Annotated in this window: 17 protein-coding genes; 2 read left to right on the forward strand and 15 right to left on the reverse strand. The window is 48.9% G+C overall.

What is annotated here, in order from left to right; genetic code table 11:
• Positions 1-12: 12 nt before the first annotated feature.
• From KW844_RS08985 to KW844_RS09055, 15 genes are all read right to left on the reverse strand, one after another.
• Positions 13-411, reverse strand: coding sequence for a GPW/gp25 family protein (locus KW844_RS08985; protein ID WP_218376378.1), 399 nt, complete (start codon positions 409-411; stop codon positions 13-15).
• Between the two features lie 45 nt (positions 412-456).
• Positions 457-750 (reverse strand): PAAR domain-containing protein, encoded by a 294-nt coding sequence (locus KW844_RS08990; RefSeq protein WP_255578310.1) that lies wholly within the window; start codon positions 748-750, stop codon positions 457-459.
• Positions 751-774: 24 nt separating this feature from the next.
• Positions 775-2,562, reverse strand: a complete 1,788-nt coding sequence (gene vgrG, locus KW844_RS08995; RefSeq protein WP_218376380.1) for a type VI secretion system tip protein VgrG — start codon at positions 2,560-2,562, stop codon at positions 775-777.
• Between the two features lie 6 nt (positions 2,563-2,568).
• Positions 2,569-3,315 (reverse strand): hypothetical protein, encoded by a 747-nt coding sequence (locus KW844_RS09000; protein ID WP_218376381.1) that lies wholly within the window; start codon positions 3,313-3,315, stop codon positions 2,569-2,571.
• 2 nt (positions 3,316-3,317) lie between these two features.
• Positions 3,318-3,485: a DUF5908 family protein gene (locus tag KW844_RS09005; RefSeq protein ID WP_218376382.1), complete on the reverse strand. Its 168-nt coding sequence runs from the start codon at positions 3,483-3,485 to the stop codon at positions 3,318-3,320.
• A 19-nt stretch (positions 3,486-3,504) separates the two neighbouring features.
• Entirely contained in the window at positions 3,505-3,993 is a 489-nt protein-coding gene (locus KW844_RS09010) for a phage tail protein (protein WP_218376383.1), read from the reverse strand.
• 62 nt (positions 3,994-4,055) lie between these two features.
• Positions 4,056-4,487, reverse strand: coding sequence for a phage tail protein (locus KW844_RS09015; protein WP_218376384.1), 432 nt, complete (start codon positions 4,485-4,487; stop codon positions 4,056-4,058).
• Positions 4,488-4,536: 49 nt separating this feature from the next.
• Positions 4,537-6,603 (reverse strand): phage tail sheath C-terminal domain-containing protein, encoded by a 2,067-nt coding sequence (locus tag KW844_RS09020; RefSeq protein ID WP_255578311.1) that lies wholly within the window; start codon positions 6,601-6,603, stop codon positions 4,537-4,539.
• Positions 6,604-6,727: 124 nt separating this feature from the next.
• Positions 6,728-7,324 carry a DUF4255 domain-containing protein gene (locus KW844_RS09025; RefSeq protein ID WP_218376385.1) on the reverse strand — a complete coding sequence of 199 codons (597 nt, stop codon included), beginning with the start codon at positions 7,322-7,324 and terminating at the stop codon, positions 6,728-6,730.
• 348 nt (positions 7,325-7,672) lie between these two features.
• On the reverse strand, positions 7,673-8,524 hold the full coding sequence (locus KW844_RS09030; protein ID WP_218376386.1) for an AraC family transcriptional regulator: 852 nt from the start codon (positions 8,522-8,524) through the stop codon (positions 7,673-7,675).
• 62 nt (positions 8,525-8,586) lie between these two features.
• Complete coding sequence (locus tag KW844_RS09035) at positions 8,587-9,951, reverse strand: amidohydrolase family protein (protein ID WP_255578312.1); 1,365 nt, start codon at positions 9,949-9,951, stop codon at positions 8,587-8,589.
• A 177-nt stretch (positions 9,952-10,128) separates the two neighbouring features.
• Positions 10,129-11,364 (reverse strand): glycoside hydrolase family 88 protein, encoded by a 1,236-nt coding sequence (locus KW844_RS09040; protein WP_218376387.1) that lies wholly within the window; start codon positions 11,362-11,364, stop codon positions 10,129-10,131.
• Positions 11,365-11,368: 4 nt separating this feature from the next.
• Complete coding sequence (locus KW844_RS09045) at positions 11,369-12,280, reverse strand: DUF5017 domain-containing protein (protein WP_218376388.1); 912 nt, start codon at positions 12,278-12,280, stop codon at positions 11,369-11,371.
• Between the two features lie 18 nt (positions 12,281-12,298).
• The gene (locus KW844_RS09050) at positions 12,299-14,332 is read right to left on the reverse strand and encodes a RagB/SusD family nutrient uptake outer membrane protein (protein ID WP_218376389.1); all 2,034 of its coding nucleotides are present in this window, start codon (positions 14,330-14,332) and stop codon (positions 12,299-12,301) included.
• Positions 14,333-14,342: 10 nt separating this feature from the next.
• Positions 14,343-17,474: a TonB-dependent receptor gene (locus KW844_RS09055; RefSeq protein ID WP_218376390.1), complete on the reverse strand. Its 3,132-nt coding sequence runs from the start codon at positions 17,472-17,474 to the stop codon at positions 14,343-14,345.
• A gap of 331 nt (positions 17,475-17,805) precedes the next feature.
• Here KW844_RS09055 and KW844_RS09060 point away from each other — a divergent pair, with 331 nt between their 5' ends.
• On the forward strand, positions 17,806-21,786 hold the full coding sequence (locus tag KW844_RS09060) for a two-component regulator propeller domain-containing protein (RefSeq protein ID WP_218376391.1): 3,981 nt from the start codon (positions 17,806-17,808) through the stop codon (positions 21,784-21,786).
• Between the two features lie 77 nt (positions 21,787-21,863).
• Positions 21,864-24,758: a polysaccharide lyase family 8 super-sandwich domain-containing protein gene (locus KW844_RS09065; protein WP_218376392.1), complete on the forward strand. Its 2,895-nt coding sequence runs from the start codon at positions 21,864-21,866 to the stop codon at positions 24,756-24,758.
• Positions 24,759-25,029 lie beyond the last annotated feature (271 nt).

The following is a 25,029-nucleotide window of genomic DNA, read 5'->3' on the forward strand; positions in this document are numbered from 1 at the left end:
AACAAATAAGTATCACCCGGATTTTTCATTCTTATAATACGGATACACGAAATTGAACCGGCTGTTGTTGGCACGTACGGTGTAGTCGATTCGGATCAGCACCAGTCCTTCCACATCACTGCTTTCGGTGAGTGCAACGCTGTCGACTTTAATACGTGATTCGTGGTACAGTATCGCCGATTCAATAACGTGTTGCATATAGGTTTTGAAGGTGGTCGTAAGGGGCTCAAACAATAGCTGGTCCAGGTTGCAGCCATAGGCAGGCTGCATGATTCGTTCACCCGGCCGGGTGCCCAGCAGTATCTGCAAGCTTTCCTGTATATCTACAAGATCGCTGACAGTAGCCACTTCGCCGGGCACGTTATCAAATGCGGGAGGGAAACTCCAGCCGGTTCCATAAAAGGATGCCATGGGGTTAATAATTTTTTGGGGTTAATTTTTATTTTTCTATTCCAGTTATCCACCTATCATTACGGTAGGGCAACCAAGTATAATGCTGCCTCCATGTGCAGTAGTATCTCCCATCCTGGCGGCTGGCTTACCTCCGATCATTACGGTGGCGCTGCCTTTCACAATTGCATCCGGCGGGCCTACACATACACAGCTATCACCCATTACTGCCGCCGGCATACCACCGATCATGACGGTGGGCGCTCCCGGACCAACGATGGGGCCGCCTACATGTGGTACCGGTGGTACTCCCGGGGTCACCATCGGACAAGTATGCATATCCGTTATTCTTGCTGCCATACCCATATCATTACTGTTTTATTGTTAATTAATCATGACCATACCACCTTTCACAACGGTCTGGGCGCTGCCTTTCACTTCCACCTGCGCACCTTCCACCGCCGTTTTGCTGCTGCCTTTCAGGTTCAGGTTCATTGCCTCTGCGATCGCGTCGCCGCCGCATTTGAGGTTAAACTTCCCGCCTACATCCAGCAGCATATCCTTACCGGTTTTGATGGTAACACCTTTTTCATCCAACAGGATAATGTTACCGTGCTCGTCTTCCAGTTGTAAGATTTTATCTTCATCGCTGACAGTAATTTTCTTGCCCTTCGGCGACTCGATGGTCAAACTTTTTTTCTCATCATCGAAGATGAGTTTGAAGTTGGTTTTGGACACATACCCTTTCTGGTAGTTATCCTTTGCCGGCGTTAGTGGTGCTGCGAGTGAGCTGCTATGCAACATCCCCAGCACTACTGCATCCCGCATATCGGTGCCCATGAAACCTACCACTACTTCGTCATTCAGTTCCGGCCTGAAAAAAGTGCCGCGGTTGTTGCCGGCATCCAGTGTGGCAATTCGGGCCCACACGCCCTCTCCTTTCGCATCTATCACTGGTATCTTTACTCTCACCCGAAACTCATTTTCGGGATCTTCAATATCGGTGACTACCCCGTTGTACATGCCCTGCGTCACTGGCATCATTCCTTGCGAAGCCATGGGGTGCCATGGATTTATCTTCTCTGCAAACCAAACCGGGTCCAGACCAAAATTGACGGTGGTGATCCAGTCGCCCCCTTCAAAGGCATGCTTTACCGCACTCACGAAAACAGGACCACTGAAGCGCTCTCCTATTCCACCGATGGTAATAAATTCATTTGGCAGGATTTTATTGGTTCCCTGAAAGCGCACATTTCCTTTAATGGCTGCCAGTCTGCGTTTGGTAAGTCGTGCATCTGCCAGTGCTTTCAGCTCAGCCTCCGTCCATTTTCCTGGGAAAGCGAATATCTCTGATTCAAAAGCCATGGCATCGGCCAGGTCAGTAGCGCCCAGGTTGCCGGCGGTATTCAGGGAAGGATCGGCACCGGCGCCGTTGTTGAGTGCCTGCGCGCTGTAATCCCAGCTGCTGGCTTCTGCAGCGGTAGCCTGCGTACGTGCGTCGATGTTAGCCTGGTAGTCGATCAGGGTAGCACCATACACCACATCGAACTTGCGCTCCTGCTTCAGATCCGGCTTTTTGATGGACACCTTGCCATCTTCGACGGTGCAAAACATCCCGAGTACATCAAATCTCCCTAAAATAAAATCCCAGTCGGTCAGGTTACATTGCAACAGCTGCAGGTGCTTCAGGTCAGTGCTGTCTACATCCGCTTTTAAGCCGCTATATTGCCCTATCAGCTGCGTGGCTATATCACTATCCGTCATTTCATAGAAAGCGGCGTTTTTGCGGGCCAACGTCATTTGTATGGCGGTATCCCTGCAGGTCACCACCAACTGCGAACTTTGGCGGGTAATACGAGTCCCGTGCGCGGTTACGATTCCCTTGAAAACTGTTTCGGTTTTGGTTTCGTATCCCAGCTGAATTTCCACCTTATTACCGGGCTTAAACAGGTTCTTGTTACTCACCGGAAAATCCTGCAGACTCACATCTCCATCCGCGATAGTGAGGATGGCAGTAGGTATCCGGTTTACTTCCTTCTCTATCGAGATTTTAAAGATCGGGATGGCCGGGTCCAGCTCCTGGCCGTCTATCAATACCTTACACGATACCAGCGACACCTTTTCGGCGCCGGGGATGGAGGTTTGTAGTTCTCTGGTTGCTACTGCTGCCATAATATATTATTTCAGGGGTGGGAATTTAAGGGTGGTACCGGGTTTCACCTGCCTGAATCCCAGCAGATTGTTGGCCCTGGCTACATCAATGTAATAGCTATCGTCCTGATACACGGCCGTAGCCATGTTGGACAAGCTGTTACCTGCTTTAAAGGATTTCTCGTGCGTCATATCGGGAGAATTGGGTGACATTCTTCGGATCATGGCCGCAAGCGACTCAGCGCTTTCCAGGTGCAGGCGCGCTACCGCGCGTATGGGCCTGCCATCCGGCAGAAACAGTTTATAATCTATTTCCAGTGATTTCACCACACCGAAGAAAAAACCGGCGGTTGCTCCCCAGCAAATCAGGATGTAGTTAGGCCGGTGACTATCCCCCTGATATTCGTAGCAGAATGCCAGCAGATCCGCCACCTGTGAAGACACATCTGGCCGCACCGTTGGTACCGGGCCTATCAGCTCCGTTTGGGAAGTTTGACCAGGGTCCGGAAAAATGCCACTTTCATCCAGCAAAATATCCACCGAAAAGCTTTCCGGTTTTGTGTGGCTGAATTGTTTAGGCTGACTGGTAGTACCCTGCGGAACATTGGCTTCGTCCTTATATGCAATACCATAAGTACGCCGGAACGACTCAGGATTCACTTTGAAGGTAAATGTATCATTGCCTTTTACAGTCACCGCCTTGCTATTCACATCCGGCTCTTTATAAGCCTTCAGCTTCATTTTTTCCAGGTGACCTGCGGATGTACTAACCATAATTATCTTTCTATAGTGTTGGTAAATTCCCGGATCAATGCCAGGGTAACTTCTTCTTTAATCTCCTGCTTGATGCGTTCCAGTTCAGCTGCGGTAACGGAATTACTTCCCTCCTGGCGACCCGGATACACATCTGCTTTGATACTGATCTCTTTTATTTCTATCGGCATAAAAACGTGTATTAATTTCTTATACAGTTGCTGTACCGGGCCTGTCAAACGGTGTTATGCCCGCATCTGTAATCAGGCTTACTTGTCTGAAAAACTGGTATCCCAGGGTCAGACTTTCCACCACGATGCTACTTTCCTCCGCATTGAAACTGCTCACGGTCCATTTCTTCGGAAAGGCGTTGGCTACATACCAGGTGTACACAGGTTCATGGTTGCGATCCAGCAGGCTCACCGTAATATTTACCGGACGGAATATGAAGTGTTCAATAGCATCCTGGCACCAGTGAATGAGTTTAGAATCATTTAGCAGTCCACGTTTGAGCACCAGATCCTCATAGCGTGCCCTTGCAGGCAATTGATAAATAAACCGGTTTTCACCACCTTCCTTATAAGGCTCTGTTTCCATTTCCACGTTAAGTCCACTTACTTCCTGGAAGGCGGATTCCTCCTGAGAGGACCCGAAGGTTACCCCAAAATGAAAGCCCACAGGGGGGATACGATTTAGCATGATCACAAGTTTTATTTTGGGAAGAGATGGTGAACCAGCATTTGCCGGTTCACCATTCATAGTTATGCAGCTTCCATCACGAGGCCTTCATGGGCCAGTTCGATGCTTTCTACTGCTACCTCATTACCGTCTGCCTTCAGATCAGTGCTGTTTACTTTCACCGGCCAGGCATTTTTAATTTTCCACACCATTACCGGTTCGTGTTTTTCGTTCATTAACGAAACGATGATATCGCGGCGGGTGATGGTGTTGAGTGCCACGGTATTCCACCATTGGAAGAATTCGTTGTCGGCCTTGAACAGACCACGTTTCAGGGTAACGTTATCGAATTTCTGCATGCCGGGCATTTTGATTTTGTGGTATTCAGGGCTGATACCTTCGCGGTATTCGATCACCTGCGTTTCCACGTTGAGTCCTGTTACTTCAGTGAAGCCGAGTCTTGCTCCGCCCCATTCTACCTGAAAGTGAAATTTTGATAATGGATATTGTGCCATTGTAATACGTTTAAATTTTTGGATCAGAAAAGAATCAGGTCAGCGCAAATCAGCTTTCCTGCATTTTGTGAGAGAAGCGTAAGATGATAAATTCTGCCGGGCGAACCGCTGCCATACCTATTTCTACGAGGAGGCGACCTTCGAGGATATCCTGTTCGGTCATGGTTTGTCCCAGGCCTACTCTTACAAAAAATGCCTGGTCGGTTTTAGCGCCTGCGAGTGCACCCTGGCGCCATAAAGTGGTAAGGTAGTTTTCTACCATCCCTTTTACTTTCACCCAGGTGTTGGCATCATTAGGTTCGAACACAAACGGGGCGGTACTTTTCTTCACGCTTTCTTCCACCATATTGAATAGGCGGCGAACGCTGATGTAGCGCCATTCGTTGCTGTTGCCGTCCAGTGTGCGGGCGCCCCATACGAGGGTACCTTTACCGCTGAAGGCGCGGATGGCGTTGATGCTCTTGCCGGCATCCGCATCCACATTCAGGCCGTCCTGCGTGTTGTTATCGATCTTTGCCAGCGGAGCACTTACACTGTTCAGGCTGGTGTTGGCCGGTGCTTTCCAAACGCCGCGTTCGCGGTCGGTTTTAGCATATACCCCTGCAACAGCACCTGCCGGAGGTACGATCGCCAGTTTAGTTTGCAGCGCTGTTACGGCGGCAGCAATTACCGGATGAGTAGCGTACAGGGCTGACTGATTGCTGCTTACGTATTTAGCAGCGCTGGTTTGAATTCTGTTTAAGAACACCAGCAGACTGCGGAAGATCACTTCCAGGTCGGCAGCAGCTTTAATGGCAGCGGCTTTATCAGCGGCGGCACCGTAATCGGTAGTAGTAGCCTTGAAGCTATCAACGGTATCGATTACCTCACCATCGAAATCTTCCTTAGGGAATACCTTCCACCAGCTATTCACAGTAGCCGCATCATAGGCTGCATAAGCAGTAGCCACGGCAGGTGCTGGTTCAAAAGCAACCACATCTGCGTTTTTCTCGAAGGAAATCAGTGCTTTGATGGTGGCCGCCAGTCCGGCGTTTGCATCTTTAGCGCTGGACTCCAGGTCGCTCAGCAACTGCGTATTTACCAATGGTGTAGCACCTTTCCAGGTAGGAATGGCGTTTACGAGGCCACGTACGTAGGTCAGCAGGTTGAGGAAAGCTGTTTTAGCAGCAGTGTCAGTAGCGGCAGCCGACAACAGTGATTTCAGGTCATTGAAACGGTCAGCTGCAGTAGCTGCAGGCTCTTTACCGGTAGCAACAACGCTCTTTACATTGGCAAGGTCGCTCACAGCAGTTTCTGTTTTTTGTACCAGTGCATTTAATGCTGCATTGGTAGTTACCTGCGTAAGATTGAGTGGTCCGCCTGCTTTATTTTTTACGTTTGCTTTTAAAACGGTGTAAGGAATTTCAGGTGCGTAGGTAGAGATCAGCCACGGCGTATAGGCGGCAGCGTATTTAAGATCGTTGATACCGATGTTGTCGCGAAATTCGGTATGTACGTCAGCCACCGCGCTTTCCTTCACAAACGTATCTTTGAATTCATCGTACTCACGCAAATCCAGCAGCACTACTCTGTCCTGCAACAGGCCAGCCTGTGCTACGGCCATTTGCTGCAAGGCGTAGTACTCATTTTTACCAAGGTTAGCCGCATCCGGAATAGCGATGATGGTAGGCTCATCATATTTTTCGAGCGCCTTTAATCCAACACGCAATCCTGGTGTACCTGCTGCTTCATCACCGGTAGCCACGGTATCCTTGTAGCTGCCTACTGATACGATGTAGCATGGGCCTCCGCCATTATCGAAATACTGACGCACGCTGTTATACATATTAAACAGCTTCGTTACCTTAAAACTTTCGCTCAGCACTTTGAAGCCGTTCGTTTCATCGAGAGAGATGCTGAAATCAGCCGCACCAAAGGAATAGGCGCCACCGAAGTACTGCACATAATCCAACATGGACGTGATGCGGGTAGGTACATTTTTCAGGTCCTGACCGTCTTTTTCAGACAGCGCGGTGTAACCAATGAATGCAGGGATCGCTGTTTCAACCTGCGCAACGCTGGGTGGGAGCAGAGATATCTCCTCTACATACACCCCTGGGGTTTTGTAAATTGCCATTTTTTTTGAGGTTTTAAAAATTGAAAAGTTTGACTGTAACAGCCACGGATTAGCCAGGGCAGACAGTTGCGCGCCAACTGCCGCCAGTATTTCCGGGGCTTGTGATATGTGGGGTTATATTACGCTACGATTGTTTTAATACTGTGTTTACATTTACATCCAGTACAGGAACTGCTTCTCCGTTAATCACACTACTATCTATCTGAACCATTCTCATTTTGTAAATCACCGATGGCATGTAATGCCCACCCAGACCACCCCACAGTTGATGCACCTGATCGAGTGAGAGGTTCACAATTTCAAAACTGATTGTTTCTACTTTGATGTTGTGCAGCTCATTATAAGCCGCTAACTCAGGCGATGTTTCCGGTGAAAAAAAACGATTTTGCTGAAAAAAACGTACCACCTGCTCCAGCGCCAGCAGCGCCGATTCATAGTCGGTATGCGTAACCGCAAACATCAGTGTAAGGTTGAAAAACATCGGTGGTGTGACCAACTCAATCAATTGTGGATTAGCCGTTTTACGGAAATAATCATGCGTTCTGGCTACTGTATCTTCCTCTACATTAATAACGGACAACAGTATTTTATTCTGCAAATCTGCATTAAAATCATCTCCGTCGCTGATCCTGGAAATGTTGCCCAGCTCAACTTTCGAGCTGGAGGGACTGGATACAGCATTCATCCTGCCTTTTACAAAAAGGAGTGTATCAGTAATCATGAGTACAAAGGATTTTTGGGGGTTCCTACAAACAGCTACGTACAGACACTTGACTGTTCTGGGGTTATTAATTTTTTAGTTAACACATTTTTTTTGGGACTTAACTTAACTCCTCTTCGGAATCATGAATGTGAAATTAGGGGGATTTTTTTTCACAGCAAATAGTTGGTGCTGCATTTTTTGAAAAATGAGTATTTCTACTGATGATAACGAAAAGGTAATATGCCCTTCGTTACCATTTGTAAATAAAAATTGCCGCACAAACTACAGCAACACTTCTATCTAACTAAAAAACAATCACTTATGCACCACATCCATCTATCCGGGATACTACGCATGAAGATTTTGTCATTGTAGTTCTTTAAATGCAGAGGGACTCATGCCGGTATGTGCCTTGAAAAACTTGGAGAAATTAGCATGGTCGTAAAAACCAAGATCAAATACGATTTCCTTTACCGACATCTCTGAGGCCTTAAGCAGGCGCTTTGCTTCAATCAGCACACGGTTTTGAATCAGGGAAGATGCGGATGCATGCAGTGCTTTGTTGCAAATTATATTTAGGTAATTGGGAGAGATATTTAATTCACCTGCATAAAATGCTACCGATCTTTCCTCTTTAAAGTGAACATCGATCAATCGTAGAAATCGCGCCAGAATAGGATTTGCGCTGTAATTATTCACATCTTTAAAAATACTCTCCGCTGCTTTACTGATTAGCAAACCTGCAACGGCAGTACGTGCTGTAATCAGCTCCCGGAAAATTTCCTTCCTGCCAAGTTCCTGTTGCAGACTTTTAAATTCATGCAACAATGTAGTATAAGAAGTAGCATCCAGGTTCAGCACCGGATGGCGCTCATAAAAAGCGGAGGAAAAACGTAACGATGGCAGGAAGGCTTCATACTGCTCCCTGCCAATCATCAGCTGATAGCCTACTGTTTCTTTCTTAAATTTCCAGGCGTGTACCTGCTGCGGAAAAACCAGGTGCAGCTGATGCTTACTCACCTTGTATTCCACGAAATCTATCATATGCGTGCCGGTGCCTTTTTCAAACAATACGGCAATGAAAAAATCATGCTTATGCGGCTCCTCGATATGCCGTTCCCCACGAATCTCATGGTACAGCAAAGGATGTCCGGAGGTTTTGCTTTCGCTGAACTCCTGTATACTTAACACCGGAAAATGATCTTTCTGATAAGCCATTTGCAGTAACACGCTTTATGAATGGCTAAAATAACGAAAATTATCCAGCACGCAGGTATAGCTTAGAACACGGCTGTGCCCTGATATATCAGGGATCTTACTGGCGAAATCCTTGACACGGCTTCCGCAGAACAGCTGGCATCTATCAATACCACACTACCTTCATCACCAGCTTTTGGCCATTGCTGGTTGCCTTTATCATCCAGGGGCAATATATCGCGGGTGGCGAGTTTCAGACTACGGGAGAGATGAAATTCGGTACCATATCCATACAGCTGCGCCATCAGATTTGCTTTCTGCAGCACGCTGCCACTACCCCAGGTGTTCCAGTGATCAATAATGCTATCGTTGCCGGTAGCTACTTTTACGCCGTATTTATACAATGTAGGGATAGGCATAATCAGGCCGCCAAATGGAATGGTCGACATAATACCTATCTGCGCCTGGGCAAGCTTATCGGCAATTTCTTCCTGTTTGGCTTTTTCGAGTCGCGCCAATATAAAGCAATGACTCAGGTAAGTTTTCCCTTTCAGCACGGGATTTTCGTTGACCCTGTCTATCAGGTATTCCACTGTTTTTAGTCCGGAATCACCGGATTCATGCAAGTGAATATCGATCCCTTTGTTATGGTCGAGTGCCAGCTTCACTATGGCATCCATAGGCTTTGCTATCTCCCCGTCAACAGAATATGGATCAACACCACCAATGAAATCAATATCCATTTTTGCGGCTTCCTCCATATAGGGCATGGAATTGGTATAAAACAAACCGTGCTGCGGAAAGGCTACCAGCTCTGCTCCAAATGTGGCTTTTCTATTTTCCAGCGCTACCTGCAAATGTTTTAACGAATCCAGTTTGGAGGTAGGCTCAATATTTACATGGCTCCTTGCAAATGCGGAACCGCAGGACTGCAACAGCTCAATCAGTTTTTCCGCATGCGCAGTGGATGTTTTCAGCATCTCCGGAAGTATCTGCTGCTCCAGGGCAATCATCCCTTTCACACCGCCCTGACGCTTCTGTACCGCTTTCCACGGGCCACCGTAATTGGTTTTATCCAGATGGATATGCATGTCTTTAAAAGCAGGCAGCATCAGCAATCCTTTGGCATCAATGGCGTTTGCCTTTGGATTATTGGGTTGTATGGAAGAGAATTTACCGTCGATGATTTCGACGGTGAAAAGTCCGGTTTTAGTAGCTATCACCTCATTACCTTCGTATTCAAAACCAGTTTCCAAACGCACGTTTTTCAACTTTATAGTTTTACGCTGACCACCCGGCTGATAGGCAACAGCATCATTCGGCTGCTGGTTACCTTCCGCCATCAGCGCCGGCGCCAGGCCAAGCCCCATGGTGGTAAGTACGGAGTTTCTGAGAAAATCTTTTCTGGAAATATTTGAAGCGCCCATGGCAATAGTTCTTTTGGCCAAAGTTAAGCTTGTTGGGGAGGAAGCGCAGGTAGGATTTATAACAGGGCCGGTAAGATTTATAAATGCCTGTAGAGCCGCAATGCTTGCGGCTAATGCTTGCGGCTAAATACCGGCGGCTCATTGCTTTAAACACGCTACACGGCAGGATCAGCGCGATGAGCCGCAAGCATTTCGGCTCTACAGGGATGACTGATAACGCTGTAACGCTTCCATGAAGTAATAATCGGCATACACCAATGGCACATCTATTTCAGTATGATGCGGAATACTGCCTACGCTGTGCATCAGCATAAAATTACCGTTCTGTCCTTCCGGCGCCCTGTAGGCAGGTCCCGCCAGGGTATGTAACATGCTGATAGCAGTTTTTCGGTACTGCGCTCCTTTGGCCGGCGCCACGTAATCGCTCAGCTCAAACAGGGCAGACGCCACGATCGCCGCTGCTGATACATCCCTGTATTTGGTGGTTACCTTATTTGCATAAGAGCGCACGCCTGGTGTATATCCTTTCTGCATCGCGTTAAAATCCCAGTAAGGCACTTTATCCGCCGGCAGATTTTTGTTGTTCAGGAACCAGTCGGCCATACCAGTGGCTGTTTTCAGGAACCGCGGATCTTTTGTTTCCCGGTAAATCATAGTAAAGCCATAGATGCCCCATGCCTGCCCGCGCGACCAGGTAGAATTATCAGCATAGCCCTGTGCCGTTTCCCGTGCCAGCACTTTGCCGGTGAGGGTATCATAACATACCACATGGTAGGAACTATAGTCCGGGCGGATTTGATTTTTCATAGCCTGGAGTGCGTGACTCACCGCCACATGCCGGAAGCTGGTGTCGCCTGTTTCTTTTGCAGCAAAAAATAACAACTCCAGGTTCATCAGGTTATCGATGATCACAGGATAAAAATATTTTTGCTCACCGTGCCACGATTTAAAAGCATTCCAGCTTTTGATACTGCCTGTAACCGGGTTATAGCGGGTGCTCAGGGAGCGGGCCCCTTGAATGAGGATGTCGCGATACGCTTTGTTACCCGTAATCCTATAGGCGTTACCGTAGCTGCAATACATCATAAATCCGAGGTCATGATGCTGGGTAAAATCTTTGAGCGGCTCCAGCTTCTCCGTCCAGCGGATGGCTTGCTGATAAATGGCCGGATCTTTTGTTTGCTCATAGCTGTACCACAGGGAGCCTGGGAAAAATCCTGGGGTCCAGTCGTACATGGAGGTGGTGGTCATGCGGCCGGCCGAATCCATTGTTCGGGGAAAGGCCAGGCTATCACGTGTAGCTGTTTCCGTAAGCATATGATTTAACTGCTGGTGGGCATAGCTGGTATTGCTGCTGAGAAAATCCTTTTCTGTGCTGAGCGTGAAAGCGGTCAGACCTGCGGCTGCAATAATGATTTGAAGCAATGGTTTCATGTTACTATGGTATCACTTTAATTACAAATTCCTGGATGGTTCGTTTTTCTTCATCAAGCGTATGATTGAAGGCTACAAAGGTGGCCTTGTAAACTCCTGGCGCCGGGTACAGGTAAGCGTAGCCTGCCAGGTCCGGCTCATTGATGCTTTTAACGCCCACACTAACGTCACCGGGTACACGCCCCACATACAGCGGTTTGGTAATTATCCAGCTGGTGTTGGTAGCGGCGGTGGCGGCGCCACCTGTTATCTTCAAATCGGTGGCAGAAGGCGTCCAGCGGGCGTTTGTTGGGTTCCAGACATTGCCGTACCGGGTCCAGTAGGCCACATCTGAACCGATGGTGGAGAGGGAGATCGTTTTTTCAGGCAGTTCATTGTTCACTGCTAAATCAGTGATGGTCCAGGTACGTTGAGTCGATCCCGTTACCCCGCTATATTTAAATGCGATAAACAAGGAATCATTGGCATTGCCCACCAGGTCGGTAATATCAGCAGTACCGTACGGCACCACAGTGGCGCTGGTGGCCAGCGCACCGCGTGTGCTGATGTTAGTCCAACTGGCGTTAACAACGGAGCTGGAATCAAGGCCGGACAGTTTATTTGTGGCCAGTACCTGCAATGTATTGGTTTGTGTACCAAATTCTGCCTTACTCGAAAATTTCAGGGTGAGCTTTCCCAGCCTGTAGCCCGCTGTACGGCCCGCATAACTTTTGTTCGCTTCTCCGGAATAAAATGCAATGTTACCAATACTACCGCTGAATTGGAAGCGGGTAGTATCTCCCAACCTATAGGTAAAAGTATCTGCCACCAGGTGTGCAGGGTCCATGGCCACCCGGAAATCAGGTGTATCCACCTCCATCTTTTTCGAACAGGCCGCGGCACATACTGCCAATATTAAGATCAATGATTTTTTCATAACTGAATACTTTTTGGATTACCAGCCTTCGTTTTGCGTGAGTAAACGGTTAAGGTTAAGTTCGTAGGTAGGCTTAGGCAGCAGCACATGGCGCTGCATCACATTTCGTACGCCCTGCAACCCGTTAGGATTTCCGGTGGCCGTCACACCGGCACCATTGGCAGTAGCCCATACCGCAAAGTTCTGCATGTCGGCCAGGAAGTTACCCCAGCGGATCAGATCCGCTTTGCGCACCGCTTCAAAACATAGCTCCCGCATGCGCTCATCTTTGATCGCCTGTAAAAATCCTGCCTTGTCCAGGCCTGGCGTAAGGTCTGATTCCGTGCCCACTGTAATGCTCGCGGTAGCTGTTGCTGCTTTACCTGCATAGGTAAACACAGCGCCGGTTACCGTTGCAGCAGATGCCCCACTGGTATGTGTAGGAGGCGTATTGGTAGAAGTACCTGCGGTAGTCACGGTATATAAATTACCTCCATTGGTAATTTGCATGCCGGTAGTATAAGCTACCCCCGGCGTCCAGAAAGTACCTATCACCACCACCGGTGCAGCACTGTAGTAGCTGCCTGGCGTTAACGCACCTGGTGAACTTACATAAATACCACTTACCGCATTGCTGGTAATCACCGCAGTAGCCGTTGCTCCACTGCCGCCTCCACCGGTAATAGTAACGGCCGGCGGCGTGGTGTAGCCACTGCCCGCACTCGTGATAGTAACTGATTTCACTACATTTCCGTTCATGATACCATAGCCACGTTTGCGCACCTGGTTAATATACGTATAGGCGTTACCGGGGCCATTCACAAAATTCTCCGCCTCTGCACGCATCAGCAATACATCTGAATAACGCATCATTGGCCAGTTAATATTATAAGTACCTCCTACGCCATTGGTATTGCGGATGGATTGCGGCACATACTCTCTTCTGAACTTGCCGGCACACATCTGCCAGGGATTGGGACGGGCGGCCTTCACACGCGGACTGGTACCGCTATACAGGTAGTTGGCACAGTTCCAGTCGCGGCGTATATCCAATGATGATTTGTTAGGTGTAGCGGTGCTAGCAGGGTCTGTTTCATAGGCATCAAACAATTTTTTTGTTGCCCATACCCAGGCGGCGGAGTTGTAGGAACTTGTATCATTGGCGGTGAGCGAGGATTGTATACCTACAAAATTGCCAATGTCATTCCCGGATTTATTCACCACACCGGCAGCTGCACCCAGGGAACCCAGCTCCCAGATATTCTCTTTCACATCATATTTATCCTGCGCAAGATTGATGAACACCTGGCGGTAATCCGGATTGAGTGCATGCAACCCGGAAGTGATCACCTTATCTGTATAGGTAATTACATCCTGGTATTTGGCGGTATTGTTTTGCGGATAGCCTGCCCAGTACAGGTATACACGGGCCATCATGGCTTGTACTGCTGTAAGGGTCACCACATCATTAAACTTAGCCTGCGATACGGTATAGTCTTTCAGCAACGTTTCCGCCTCCTTCATATCCTTTTCTATCTGCGCATACACTTCCGCCTGTTTTACCTGCGGAATATTCACATCACTGATAGCCGGCGTTTTTAAAACTACAGGCACATCCCCGTAGTTGCTCGTAAGGATGAAATAGAGAAAGCCACGGATAAACAGGGCCTGCCCTTTTATGATGCTACGGCGGTTTTCGTCCATCGCCGGCTTATTGATATTATCCAGCAGCGTGTTGATGTTGTTGATGCCCACATAGGCGTAGCGCCAGATGCTGGACACGTAAACCAGCGAGGCATCGTAGTTATAACGGAGCCCACGAGCATCACCGTCCGTAGTACGGTTGGACATTACCTCGTCGGTAGTGGATACAAAATTAAAACCCATCACCTGCGCGTACAGCTCCGGGCGCATCAGATCGCCGTAGATGCCGTTGAGCGCTTGTTGCAGCTGGGCTTCGGTATTATAGTAATTGTCGGTAGAATAAAAATCCGTGGGCTTGGTGTCCAGGAATTTTTTACAGGAGGTGAGTCCTGCTATAGCTAAGCATGCGAGGATACTAATACGTTTCATGTACATCAATTTAGAAGGTGACATTTAAACCTGTTACATACGACAGTGAGTGCGGATAGGCCGCATAGTCAAAGCCCGGCGACAAGTTGTTTGGCCTTGCATTCACTTCAGGGTCCATACCGGAGTATTTGGTCCAGGTATAGATGTTTTGTGCGGAGCCGTAAATACGGAGGCTCTTGATCTTCGCACGTTTCAGCACGGCTGCAGGCAGACTGTAACCCAATGAAACCGTTCTCAGTTTCAGGTAGGAACCATCTTCAATTACGCGGGAAGAATACGCCGCATTGCCCATACCACCAGCACGGAACATGGTGTTGCTCGGGTTATCCGGCGTCCAGCGGTTGGCGTAGGTAGCAAACTGGTTCAGGTTAGGGTTGTTGACAATGCCTCCTTCAAACACATAGCGGTTGGCGTTGATATTATCATTACCATAAGACCATTGCAGTAAGATGTTCAGGTCGAAGTTGCGGTAACGGAAGTCGTTACTAAACCCGCCGGTATGCTTAGGCAGGCCACTGCCGATGATCGTATAGTCCTGGTTGTTCACCTGGTTGTCACCATTGAGGTCCCTGTATTTTATATCGCCGGGGCGGATAGCGTTCCTGGCGGAGCCGTTCGTAGGCACGTCGCCTTTTAACAGGTAAGTACCATTAGGCATGAGGTCAAAATCACCGTATTGATAAACACCGTCGAACACGAGCCCGTACATCTCTCCCAAAGGCCTGCCCACCACAGAAATATATGGGAAGAGACCGGAGTAGGTGGTATTAAAGAAGGTACCGGAACCGTAGAGTATCGACTGCTGGCCTTCTGCGAGGGACAGGATCTTATTGCGGTTAAAGCTGATGTTGAAATTACTGTTCCAGGTGAAGGCTTTCTTATCCACCACCGTAGCACCAACAGTAATTTCCAATCCTTTATTCTCGAGCTTGCCTACGTTTTTGAAGCCTTTCGCTGATTCTATACCATGGGCATAAGGCAAGGCGGCATCCAGCAGCAGGTCCGTGGTAGTACGCTTGTATACATCCACGGTTAAGGTGAGCCTGTTTTTGAGGAAAGCCATGTCCAGTCCTATGTTGGCCTGTTCATTGGTTTCCCAGCGCAGGTTTGGATTTCCGGAAGATGTCATCACCGCGCCAATCCCCAGTGGCCCGTTACCCATCGAGTACCAGTATTGGTTATTGGTAAGGGAGAGCTGCGGCAGGTAGCTGAAATCGCCCACACGGTTGTTACCCGAAGCACCGTAGCCCAACCTGATTTTACCATCTGAAATAAAGCTGGCTGATTTCATGAACTCCTCTGCACTGAAGCGCCAGGCGGCAGATGCGGATGGGAAGTAACCCCATTTATTGCCTGCGGCAAACTTGGAAGAGCCATCAGCGCGGATAGAGGTGCTGAAAAGATACCTGGACGCATAATCGTAGTTAGCACGCAGCGCGCCGGAAGCCATGGTCCAGCGGGAACTCAGCGATATCAAAGAGGTATTGGCCGGAGATGCCAGGTCCAGGGCGTCCATGCCGAGATCTTCGTTGGGCACCTGATTGGCAGAAAACTTACGCTGGGATGTTTTGTTACCTTGCGCTTCCACCACTGCCAGCACAGTAAGATTATGTTGCTTATTGAATGTTTTGCGGTAGGTCAGTGAGTTCTGGGAGTTCCAAACGGAGGTAGGCCGGAACTCAATGCTGCCGTTCACACCGTTGGAGTTCCATTTACTGCCCGACTGCGTGAGGGAGTTATTAAAAATATCCAGTTCCGAAGTAACGCTGTTGATCCCCCCGGCTACACGCAGACTCAGGTCCTTTGTGATGGCGTACTGCACATAGGCATTCGCCATCAGGTTGCCGACCTTGTTCATGGTGTACTGGTTCTGGATGTTTTGCAGCGGGTTTACGCGATAGTCCTGGTTGTTGGCCAGTTCATTACCCGGATCATAAAAGTCGTCGATCAGGTTGGCTGCACTGTCGCGCCCCTTGATACTGGTGGTTGGGCGGAAGCCCCACACGGAATACAGGGTAGTTGCCGATGCATAAAAGTTGGTAGCGGATACCGGAATACCAAAGGCTTCGCTATAGGCATAGTTAGCGTTGATACCCACTTTCAGTTTATCGTTCACGGTTTGATCCAGTGAAAACCGACCCTGGTAGCGTTTAAACCCGCTGTTGATGATGATCCCTTTCTGGTTATTGAAGTTGCCGGAGAGGGAATATTTCGTTTTGTCATTACCGCCACGTACGGCAATATCATGGTTGGTATTTTGTCCTACGCGGTAAATATAGTCCTGCATATCTACCGACTCACGGTTACGGTATTCTTCCAGCTTTACTCCTCCTGCCAGATACACGGAATCGTAAATACCGGGATTAACTTCTCCCACATATTTCACAAAATCGTAGGCGCCCATCAGCGGAATTTTGTTGGGGATCTGTTGCCAGCCATAGTAGCCATTATAGCTCACCTGCGGCACTCCTGTTTTCCCTTTTTTGGTGGTAATGAGGATAACCCCATTGGAACCACGGGCGCCATAAATGGCGGTGGCAGAAGCATCTTTCAGGATATCGATGGATTCGATATCCGCCGGACTGATGGCATTGGCGTTAGAGCTTTCTGTAGGAAAACCATCGATCACGTAGAGCGGTGAGTTGTCCTGCGTGATGGAGCCGGCACCGCGGATCACGATGTTGGCGATGGAACCTGGCTGCCCGTCGTTACTGGCAACAGCTACACCTGCTACACGACCTGCCAGCGCCTCGTCAAACGATTTCACCGGGGCCTTTTCAAATTCTTTCATATTTACGCTACCTACCGCACCGGTAAGGTCCTTGCGTTTTTGAGTGGCGTAACCTACTACCACCACATCATTGAGCGTGCCTGCCTGGTCGGCCATGCGGATGTTATACTCCATCCGCGCATCCACGGGCTGCTCCATCTTCGTAAAACCGATATAAGTAAATACAAGCGTATTACCTGGTTTGGCGGTAATGGTAAAACGACCGTTTACATCGGTAGTGGCGCCCGCTTTTTCATTTTTTACCATTACGGTTACGCCTACGAGTGGTGTTCCGTCTTTGTCTTTCACTACGCCGGAAACTTTTTTCTGCTGTTGTGCAATTAGGATAAATGGAGATAAAATGAACCACATGACTAATGGTAGTAAATAAATCCCCGGGAAGCGGCACCTGCTTCCCCCACAGGCTGATCGGAATGTTTTAGTCATAAACGTTGGAATTAGTTGGAAATCCTGGTTGATACACAAATATGTGATAACCAGTCCGTACCGGGGGGAGAATATTATAAATTTATGGGGGGAATTTTATAAATTATTTCATAAGATCTTGAAAATCTATTATTTACATTCTTCTATTCAGACCACCTGCGGCGGTCTGAATAGAAGAATAAGCAGGGACCGAAGGTCCCGGCTTATTCGGAAAAATAAAAAACATACTTTTGAACGATACAATTCCAATAGTTGAATGAAACTGAGATGCCTCCTGCTGATATGCCTGCTATTCCCTACCGTGTACACCAAAAGTTATGGACAGGACATTACCTTCAATCACCTCACCGTTGCAGACGGATTATCGCATAACGCGGTTTTATCCATCGCGCAGGACCACCAGGGGTTCATCTGGTTCGGCACCCATTATGGCCTGAACCGCTATGATGGTCACCGGTTTAAAATATATCATCAGCAGGCGGACGACAGTACTTCACTTCCGGGTAATCAGATCATGAGTTTGTACCGCGACCGCCACCAGGTGTTGTGGATCGGTACTACATCCGGGCTGGCGAAGTATGATCCGGTGCACGACCGGTTTACCCGCATCGTACTGGATTCAGGAGTCAATACCAATATCAATTGTATTTATGAAGACAGTAAAGGCCGCCATTGGTTCGGCGCCAATAACGGGCTGTATGTGATCGAAGGGAATAAAAAGCGGTTCATTGCCCCTCCGGACATTGCAGGGTACGTGGTGCGTTGTGTGTACGAGGATAAAACCGGGAATATCTGGATCGGGACCAATACTGGTCTCTCTAAAATAAATGGTAGCCACTATGAAAATTTCCGGAGAGAGGATGGCCAGGCCAATGGACTTTCCATGAACTTTATCACCGCTATAACAGCGGATGCGCAGGGCCGCCTGTGGCTGGGTACTCAAACCGGCGGTGTGAATATTTACGATCCGGTTACCGGCCGCTTTACTTTATTATCTCACCCTGCTATTATTAATAATATAATACGCCGGGTGGTACCCGACCAGCTAGGGAATATGTGGATAGGCACCCAGGAAGGCCTTACCATTATTGATCCGGCAACCATGCAGGCCCGCCATTACCGGCAGGATGCACATAACCCCAATGGGTATAGCCTTAGCCAGAACTCACTCCATAGCATATACGCTGATAACAGCGGGGCCATGTGGCTGGGGACTTACTTTGGCGGCGTAAATATGGTGCACGCCTACGGGTCCTCTTTCACTAACTGGTCGTTACATGCACCCCTGAATGGCATCAGTAATAATGTGATCAGCAGCATCCGCGAAGATGCCAACCACAATTACTGGATAGGTACCGAAGGAGGTGGCCTGAACTTTTTCAATCGTGCCGCCGGCACTTTTACCACCTATAAAAATGATCCGGATGATCCCGGGAGCCTCGGTTCAAACCTGGTAAAAGTAGTGTATGAAGATAAGGATCACCAGATATGGACAGCCACACATGGCGGAGGGCTCAACCTGTTGCAACACGGGCGTTTCAAAAGATTCTTCTATAATGCCAAAGACCCCGGCACATTTTCCAGGGAAGTTACTGCCCTGTTGGAAGATAGTAAAGGCCGCTTCTGGATAGGCGCTAATAACCAGCTTCAAGTGTTCCACCGCCATGGGAGCGAATTGGTAAAACAGGCAGATTCGGCTATCACCGGCCCTGCTGGCAAACAATCGATCCGCTACCTGTTTGAAGATTCCAAACACCGCATACTCATTGGCACCATCAGTTACCTGTATGTACTCGAGGGCGACTCTATGCGGCTGCTGCATAATGGCTATGTGAATTCCATACAGGAAGACCACCAGCAGCAGATTTGGGTAAGCATGTATTTTGGCGGACTGATAAAATATTCACCCGATCTGAAACAGAAAGTGCAATACCGGGTGAAAGACGGATTACCGAATGATAACGTCATTGGCTTGTTGGAAGATGAGCAGCACGCGCTCTGGATCAGTACCTATAATGGACTGGTACGGTTTGATCCTGCGCGCAATACCTTTCAGACCTTCACCACCAGCGATGGCCTGGCAGGTAATGCATTTAACTATAATTCTTTTTTAAAGGACAGTCGCGGCGAATTTTTATTTGGCGGCTACAACGGCATCACCAGCTTTTTCCCCGGCCGTGTGGTAACTAACACCATCGCATCACCGATGCGGTTTACCGGCTTGCGTTTATTCAATAATCCGGTGACCATCGGGGAGGAAAATAACTTACTACAGGAGGACATCACCTATACACGCAGCTTGGCCTTTAAGCATAACCAGGAAGTATTTACCCTGGAATTTGCTTTGCTCAATTATGTCAAAAGCAATAAAAACAGGTATGCGTATAAGTTAGAAGGGGCCGACCGCGACTGGATAGAAACCAATACCCCTGCTGTTACCTATACCAATTTATCCGCAGGACACTATGTGTTCCGGGTGAAGGGCGCCAATAATGATGGCGTATGGAGCAAGGCTGAACAGATGGAAATTACCATCCTCCCTCCTTTCTGGCGTACCTGGTGGGCCTACACCTTATATATAATAGCGGTGGTACTGTTATTCTTTTTTGTAACCAGGTTCTTTTTCCTGTGGGCATTATTACGGAAAGAAGAAGAATTGCACCAGGTAAAACTCAATTTTTTCACGCATGTGTCCCATGAGATACGCACACACCTCACGCTGCTGCTGGTACCGGTGGAACGGATGATGGATGGCCTCAAAAAAGACGATCCTATGCAGGGTACGCTGGGGCAGCTGCGCAATAATGCGGACCGTTTACTGAAGCTCGTGAATGAGCTGATGGATTTCCGGAAGGCAGAAACCAATCACTTACGGTTACATATACACGAACAAGACCTGATCCCTTTCCTGGAGCAGATTTACAGCGGCTTCCGGGAGTTGTCACTGGACCGTAATATCAGCATGGAATTACGCCACGATGCTGACCAGGTTTGGCTTTATTTTGATCCGGAACAACTGGAGAAAGTATTTTTCAACCTGCTCACCAATGCCTTCAAATTCACGCCCAACGGCGGTCGCATACAGCTGCATGTATCTATGCACAAGCAAAACTGCATTATAACGGTAACGGATAATGGAAGAGGTATTGCGCCGGAGTATGTGGACAAGCTGTTTACCAATTTCTTCCAGGTGCAGGACCATGGCTTGCAAAACACTGGGTATGGTATAGGTCTGGCCTTATCTAAAAATATTGTGGAGCAACATAAAGGTACACTCACCGTGCAAAGCGCTCCTTCGACCACTGACCATGAAGGCTGTACTGTATTTACCGTTACCCTGCCACTGGGCAGCAGGCATTTTGAAGGCAGCATACATACCGTTGGCCAGGCGCCACATATACCCAAACCAGCTACTAAAGCTGTGCTACCTGCGGAGGATCACAGCGGGAAAGTTAATGTAGTACCACAGCCGTTTACCATTCACATTGTGGAGGACAACCCTGAGCTGCGGGCGCTGATCAGCCAAACCTTCCAGGGACAATACACGGTTATGGAAAATGAAAATGGCGTGGAGGGGTTAGCTACTGCCACCACGCAGATCCCGGATCTGATCATCAGCGATGTGATGATGCCCGAGATGGACGGACTCGCCTTTTGCCAGGCCATTAAAACAGATGAGCGCACCAGTCATATTCCGGTGATCCTGCTGACGGCCAAGAGTTCGCAGGCTGATCAGGTGAGCGGCCTGGAAACCGGCGCAGACCTATATCTCACTAAACCATTCAGTACCAAAGTGCTGGCGCTGAATGTACGCAACCTGCTTACTTCCCGTGAAAAAATGCGCGAACGGTACAGCCACCAGCTGCATGCCATTACGCCGGTGCCTCCGGAACCGCTGCCTACCAGGGTAGACAATGCCTTTCTGGAAAAAGTGATCGCCCTCATTGAGGAGCATATGGAGGACCAGGAGTTTGGGGTGGACATGCTGGCCCGGAAAGTGGCGATGAGCCAACCCGTGTTGTACAAAAAGCTGAAGGCGGTAACCGATATGTCCGTCAATGATTTCATCAAATCCCTCCGCCTGAAAAAAGCCGCCGCTCTGATACGTACCCGCGAACATACCGTGTACCAGGTGTCGTATATGGTAGGTTATAATGATCCGAAATATTTCAGCAGGGAGTTCAAAAAACAGTTCGGAAAAACACCTTCGGAGTACGCAGGAGCAGCTGAATTGTGAAAATTCACCCTATTCATTTAGAATATCCACCCGTATGAAACATACGGCTGTAGTAGATTTGTTACAAACCCACAGTTATGAAAATCAAAATGCTACTCATTTTGGTGCTATGCGGGATGGCGCACGTTAGTGGCGCCCAAACCGAATACACCACCATCATGGATCGTATCCGGGCGGAGCTGCTGTCGCAGGCATCCAACACCACCACGCTGGACAACAACGTGACCAGCACCCTGGCTACCCTCCAGGCCAATGGTTCCTGGCCGGATGTGAGCTATGCCTACAGCGCCACCACCTATACGGCGGATGTGCACATCAACCGGGTAAAGACTTTCGCCCAGGCCTATACGAAACCGGGCAGCAGCTATTACCAGAGCAGTACGCTGTTTAATGCGATTGTGAGCAGTCTCACCTACTGGGACACCGCTGATCCCCAAAGCTGGAACTGGTACCATAACCAGATTTCCAATCCACAGCGCATCGGCGAAATCCTGATCCTGTTGGAAACGGCTCCGGCCAGTTTAGGCACTCTGCGTGCCTCCCTGCTCGCGCAGATGAATCGCGGCAACCCCTCCGCTCAAACCGGCGCCAACAAGCTGGATGTAGCCACCCATTTCATGTACCGCGCCTGCCTCACCGCTAATGATTCGCTGATGCAGTATGGCGTGGATCAGATTTTTTACCCCCTGGTACTGACCACCGCCGAAGGAATTCAGCACGACAACTCCTATCAGCAACACGGGCCACAACTGTATATTTATGGCTACGGCAGCGTATTTGTGGAAGGAGAAACCAAGATGGCCTACTACCTGCGCGGCACGTCCTATGCCTTGTCGGGGACGCGACTAAACATTTTCAGCAATTTTGTACGCAATGGCTTCCTGAAGGCCATGCGGGGCAAGTACATCGATTATGGCACCAACGGGCGCAGTATCAGCCGGGAAAATAATTTAGCCGTTGGCGTTACAGCGCACCTGGAAAAACTGAAGGTCCTGGATACGGCGAATGTGACGGAGTATAATCAAAACATTGCACGACTCAATGGCACCCAGGCGCCGGGGTATCAGCTGCCTGACCTGCATACGCATTTCTGGCGGTCCGACTATTCCCTGCACCACCGCAGTGGTTACCTGTTTGGGTTGCACCTTACCTCTACCCGTACGGCCAAGCAGGAGAACGGGAACGGCGAAAATCTGAAAGGGTATTACCTTTCTGACGGGTCCACGCATATTGCCATGAGTGGCAGCGAGTATTATAATATACCACCGGTTTGGGACTGGAGCCGCATTCCGGGAACCACGGTGCCCTACATTACTACTATTCCGCTGCGTACTTCCTGGGGTGTGAACTTTGGTACTACTGCCTTTGCCGGCGGTGTGTCGGATTCACTGTACGGCGTATCAGCATTGCAGTTTTCCGACTACGGCACGCAGGCGCGTAAGGCCTGGTTCTTTTTTGACAAGGAGGTAGTGTGTTTAGGCGCGGGTATAACGTCAACGGCTACACAGCCAATTAACACTACTGTAAATCAGTGTTTGCTGAATGGTAGCGTTTCGGCTAAAATTGGCGGAGCGGTGAGTACAGTGGCCGATGGCAGTTATACTTACAATAATAACCTGAAATGGATTTCGCATAACGGCGTGGGGTATTACTTCCCTAATGGCGGGCAGCTGCAACTTACGATGCAGTCGCAGTCGGGCACCTGGCGCAGTATCAATAACGGCGGCAGCACTACCGTGCAAAATATGAATGTATTTACCCTGTGGTTTAACCACGGCACCACTCCTTCCAACGGAAACTATGCTTACTATGTTTTGCCGGGGCAGGATATGAATACCTATGATACAACAGCAGTGCGGGTGTACCAGAATACATCGGCCATGCAAGTAGTGTATCATGCGGGTTTAAATATCTGGCAGATGGTATTCTATCAGGCAGGTACATTCCACCAGGATTCAGTAACAGTTACGGTGGACCGGCCCTGCGCGCTGTTGTTAAAGCAGGTGGGCAGTTCCAATGTGCAGGTGGCAGTAGCTGATCCGGCACAGTCCTCTTTGCCGGTAAATATACATTTCAATTTGCCTGGTATCTCACAAACAAGACTGCTCACTGCTGCGATGCCATCCGGCGCTTATGCCGGCAGTACGGTGCAGTATAACGTGAACGCAAGTACGCCAATATATAGTGTTGCCAGTGTGTCTGCGGTGGCAGATGCTTATGTGCGCGGTGGCAGCGCTTACGCGGGCGTGAACTATGGCACCGGTAGCCTGGTGCTAAAGCAGGATGCCTCCATCAGCTATACCCGGGAGATATTTCTGAAATTCAATGTAAATGCATTGCCGGCAGGTACCAACCAGGTGAAGCTGCGGATGTATGTAAATTATGCTAACACTTCTATAGCTACGGTACCATGGATTTTACAGTATGTAAGCAACGACAGCTGGACGGAGAGCGGCATCACTTATAATAATATGCCGGCGGTAAGTGCGGCTGTGGATACCATCATGGGGCGCGCAGCAGGTAATTATGCAGAATGGGATGTGACTAATATTGCACTGTCGCAGCAGGCCGGCGATGGAGTATTATCGCTCAAACTGGTATCCGGCCTGGCTGGAGCAACTACCGATGCGATCTTTCCATCCCGCGACGGAGCAGATTCCACACAGCGTCCGGTATTGCTGTGCAATGCGGAAAACACTGCATTGAGTATGCTTGCCTTCAGCGATGATAAGCTCAGCGGCACCAGTATCTACCCTAACCCTGCTGAAAAATTTATCCGTGTAACCAGTGATAAACAGTGGCTGCAGGCCGAGATCAGGGATGCGAACGGAAAGCTCCTGAAACTGGTGAATGTTGCCAGGCAGAACGGCGGGCAGTTTGAAATCCCGCTGGATAACGTGCAACCGGGAATGTATATGCTGGTGTTGAGAGGGAAAGGAAAGCAGATGGTGAAGAAGATAGTGAAGATGTGAGGTCCATGTTTTTTTTTAATAAAATTCCCAATCGCCCGCCTTCGGTGGGCGATTGCCGTTTTTAGAGGATGTATCAAAAATAAATTAAGCGTCTGAGAGTTGTCTAATGGACGACATTTCTCCATCGGGTACCCGAATAAAAAGAGGTACTGTTTTGATTTCCAAAAAAAGCAGAACTTTATTTTAAGGAAGACCTGGTTTTTATGGCAAGGTTTATCCTGTGCAGGCAGACTTAGGTCTGCCTGTTTTATGTGTGCCAGGCATGTGTTAT

This window comes from Chitinophaga sp. sic0106, from assembly GCF_019219075.1.
Taxonomy (GTDB): domain Bacteria; phylum Bacteroidota; class Bacteroidia; order Chitinophagales; family Chitinophagaceae; genus Chitinophaga.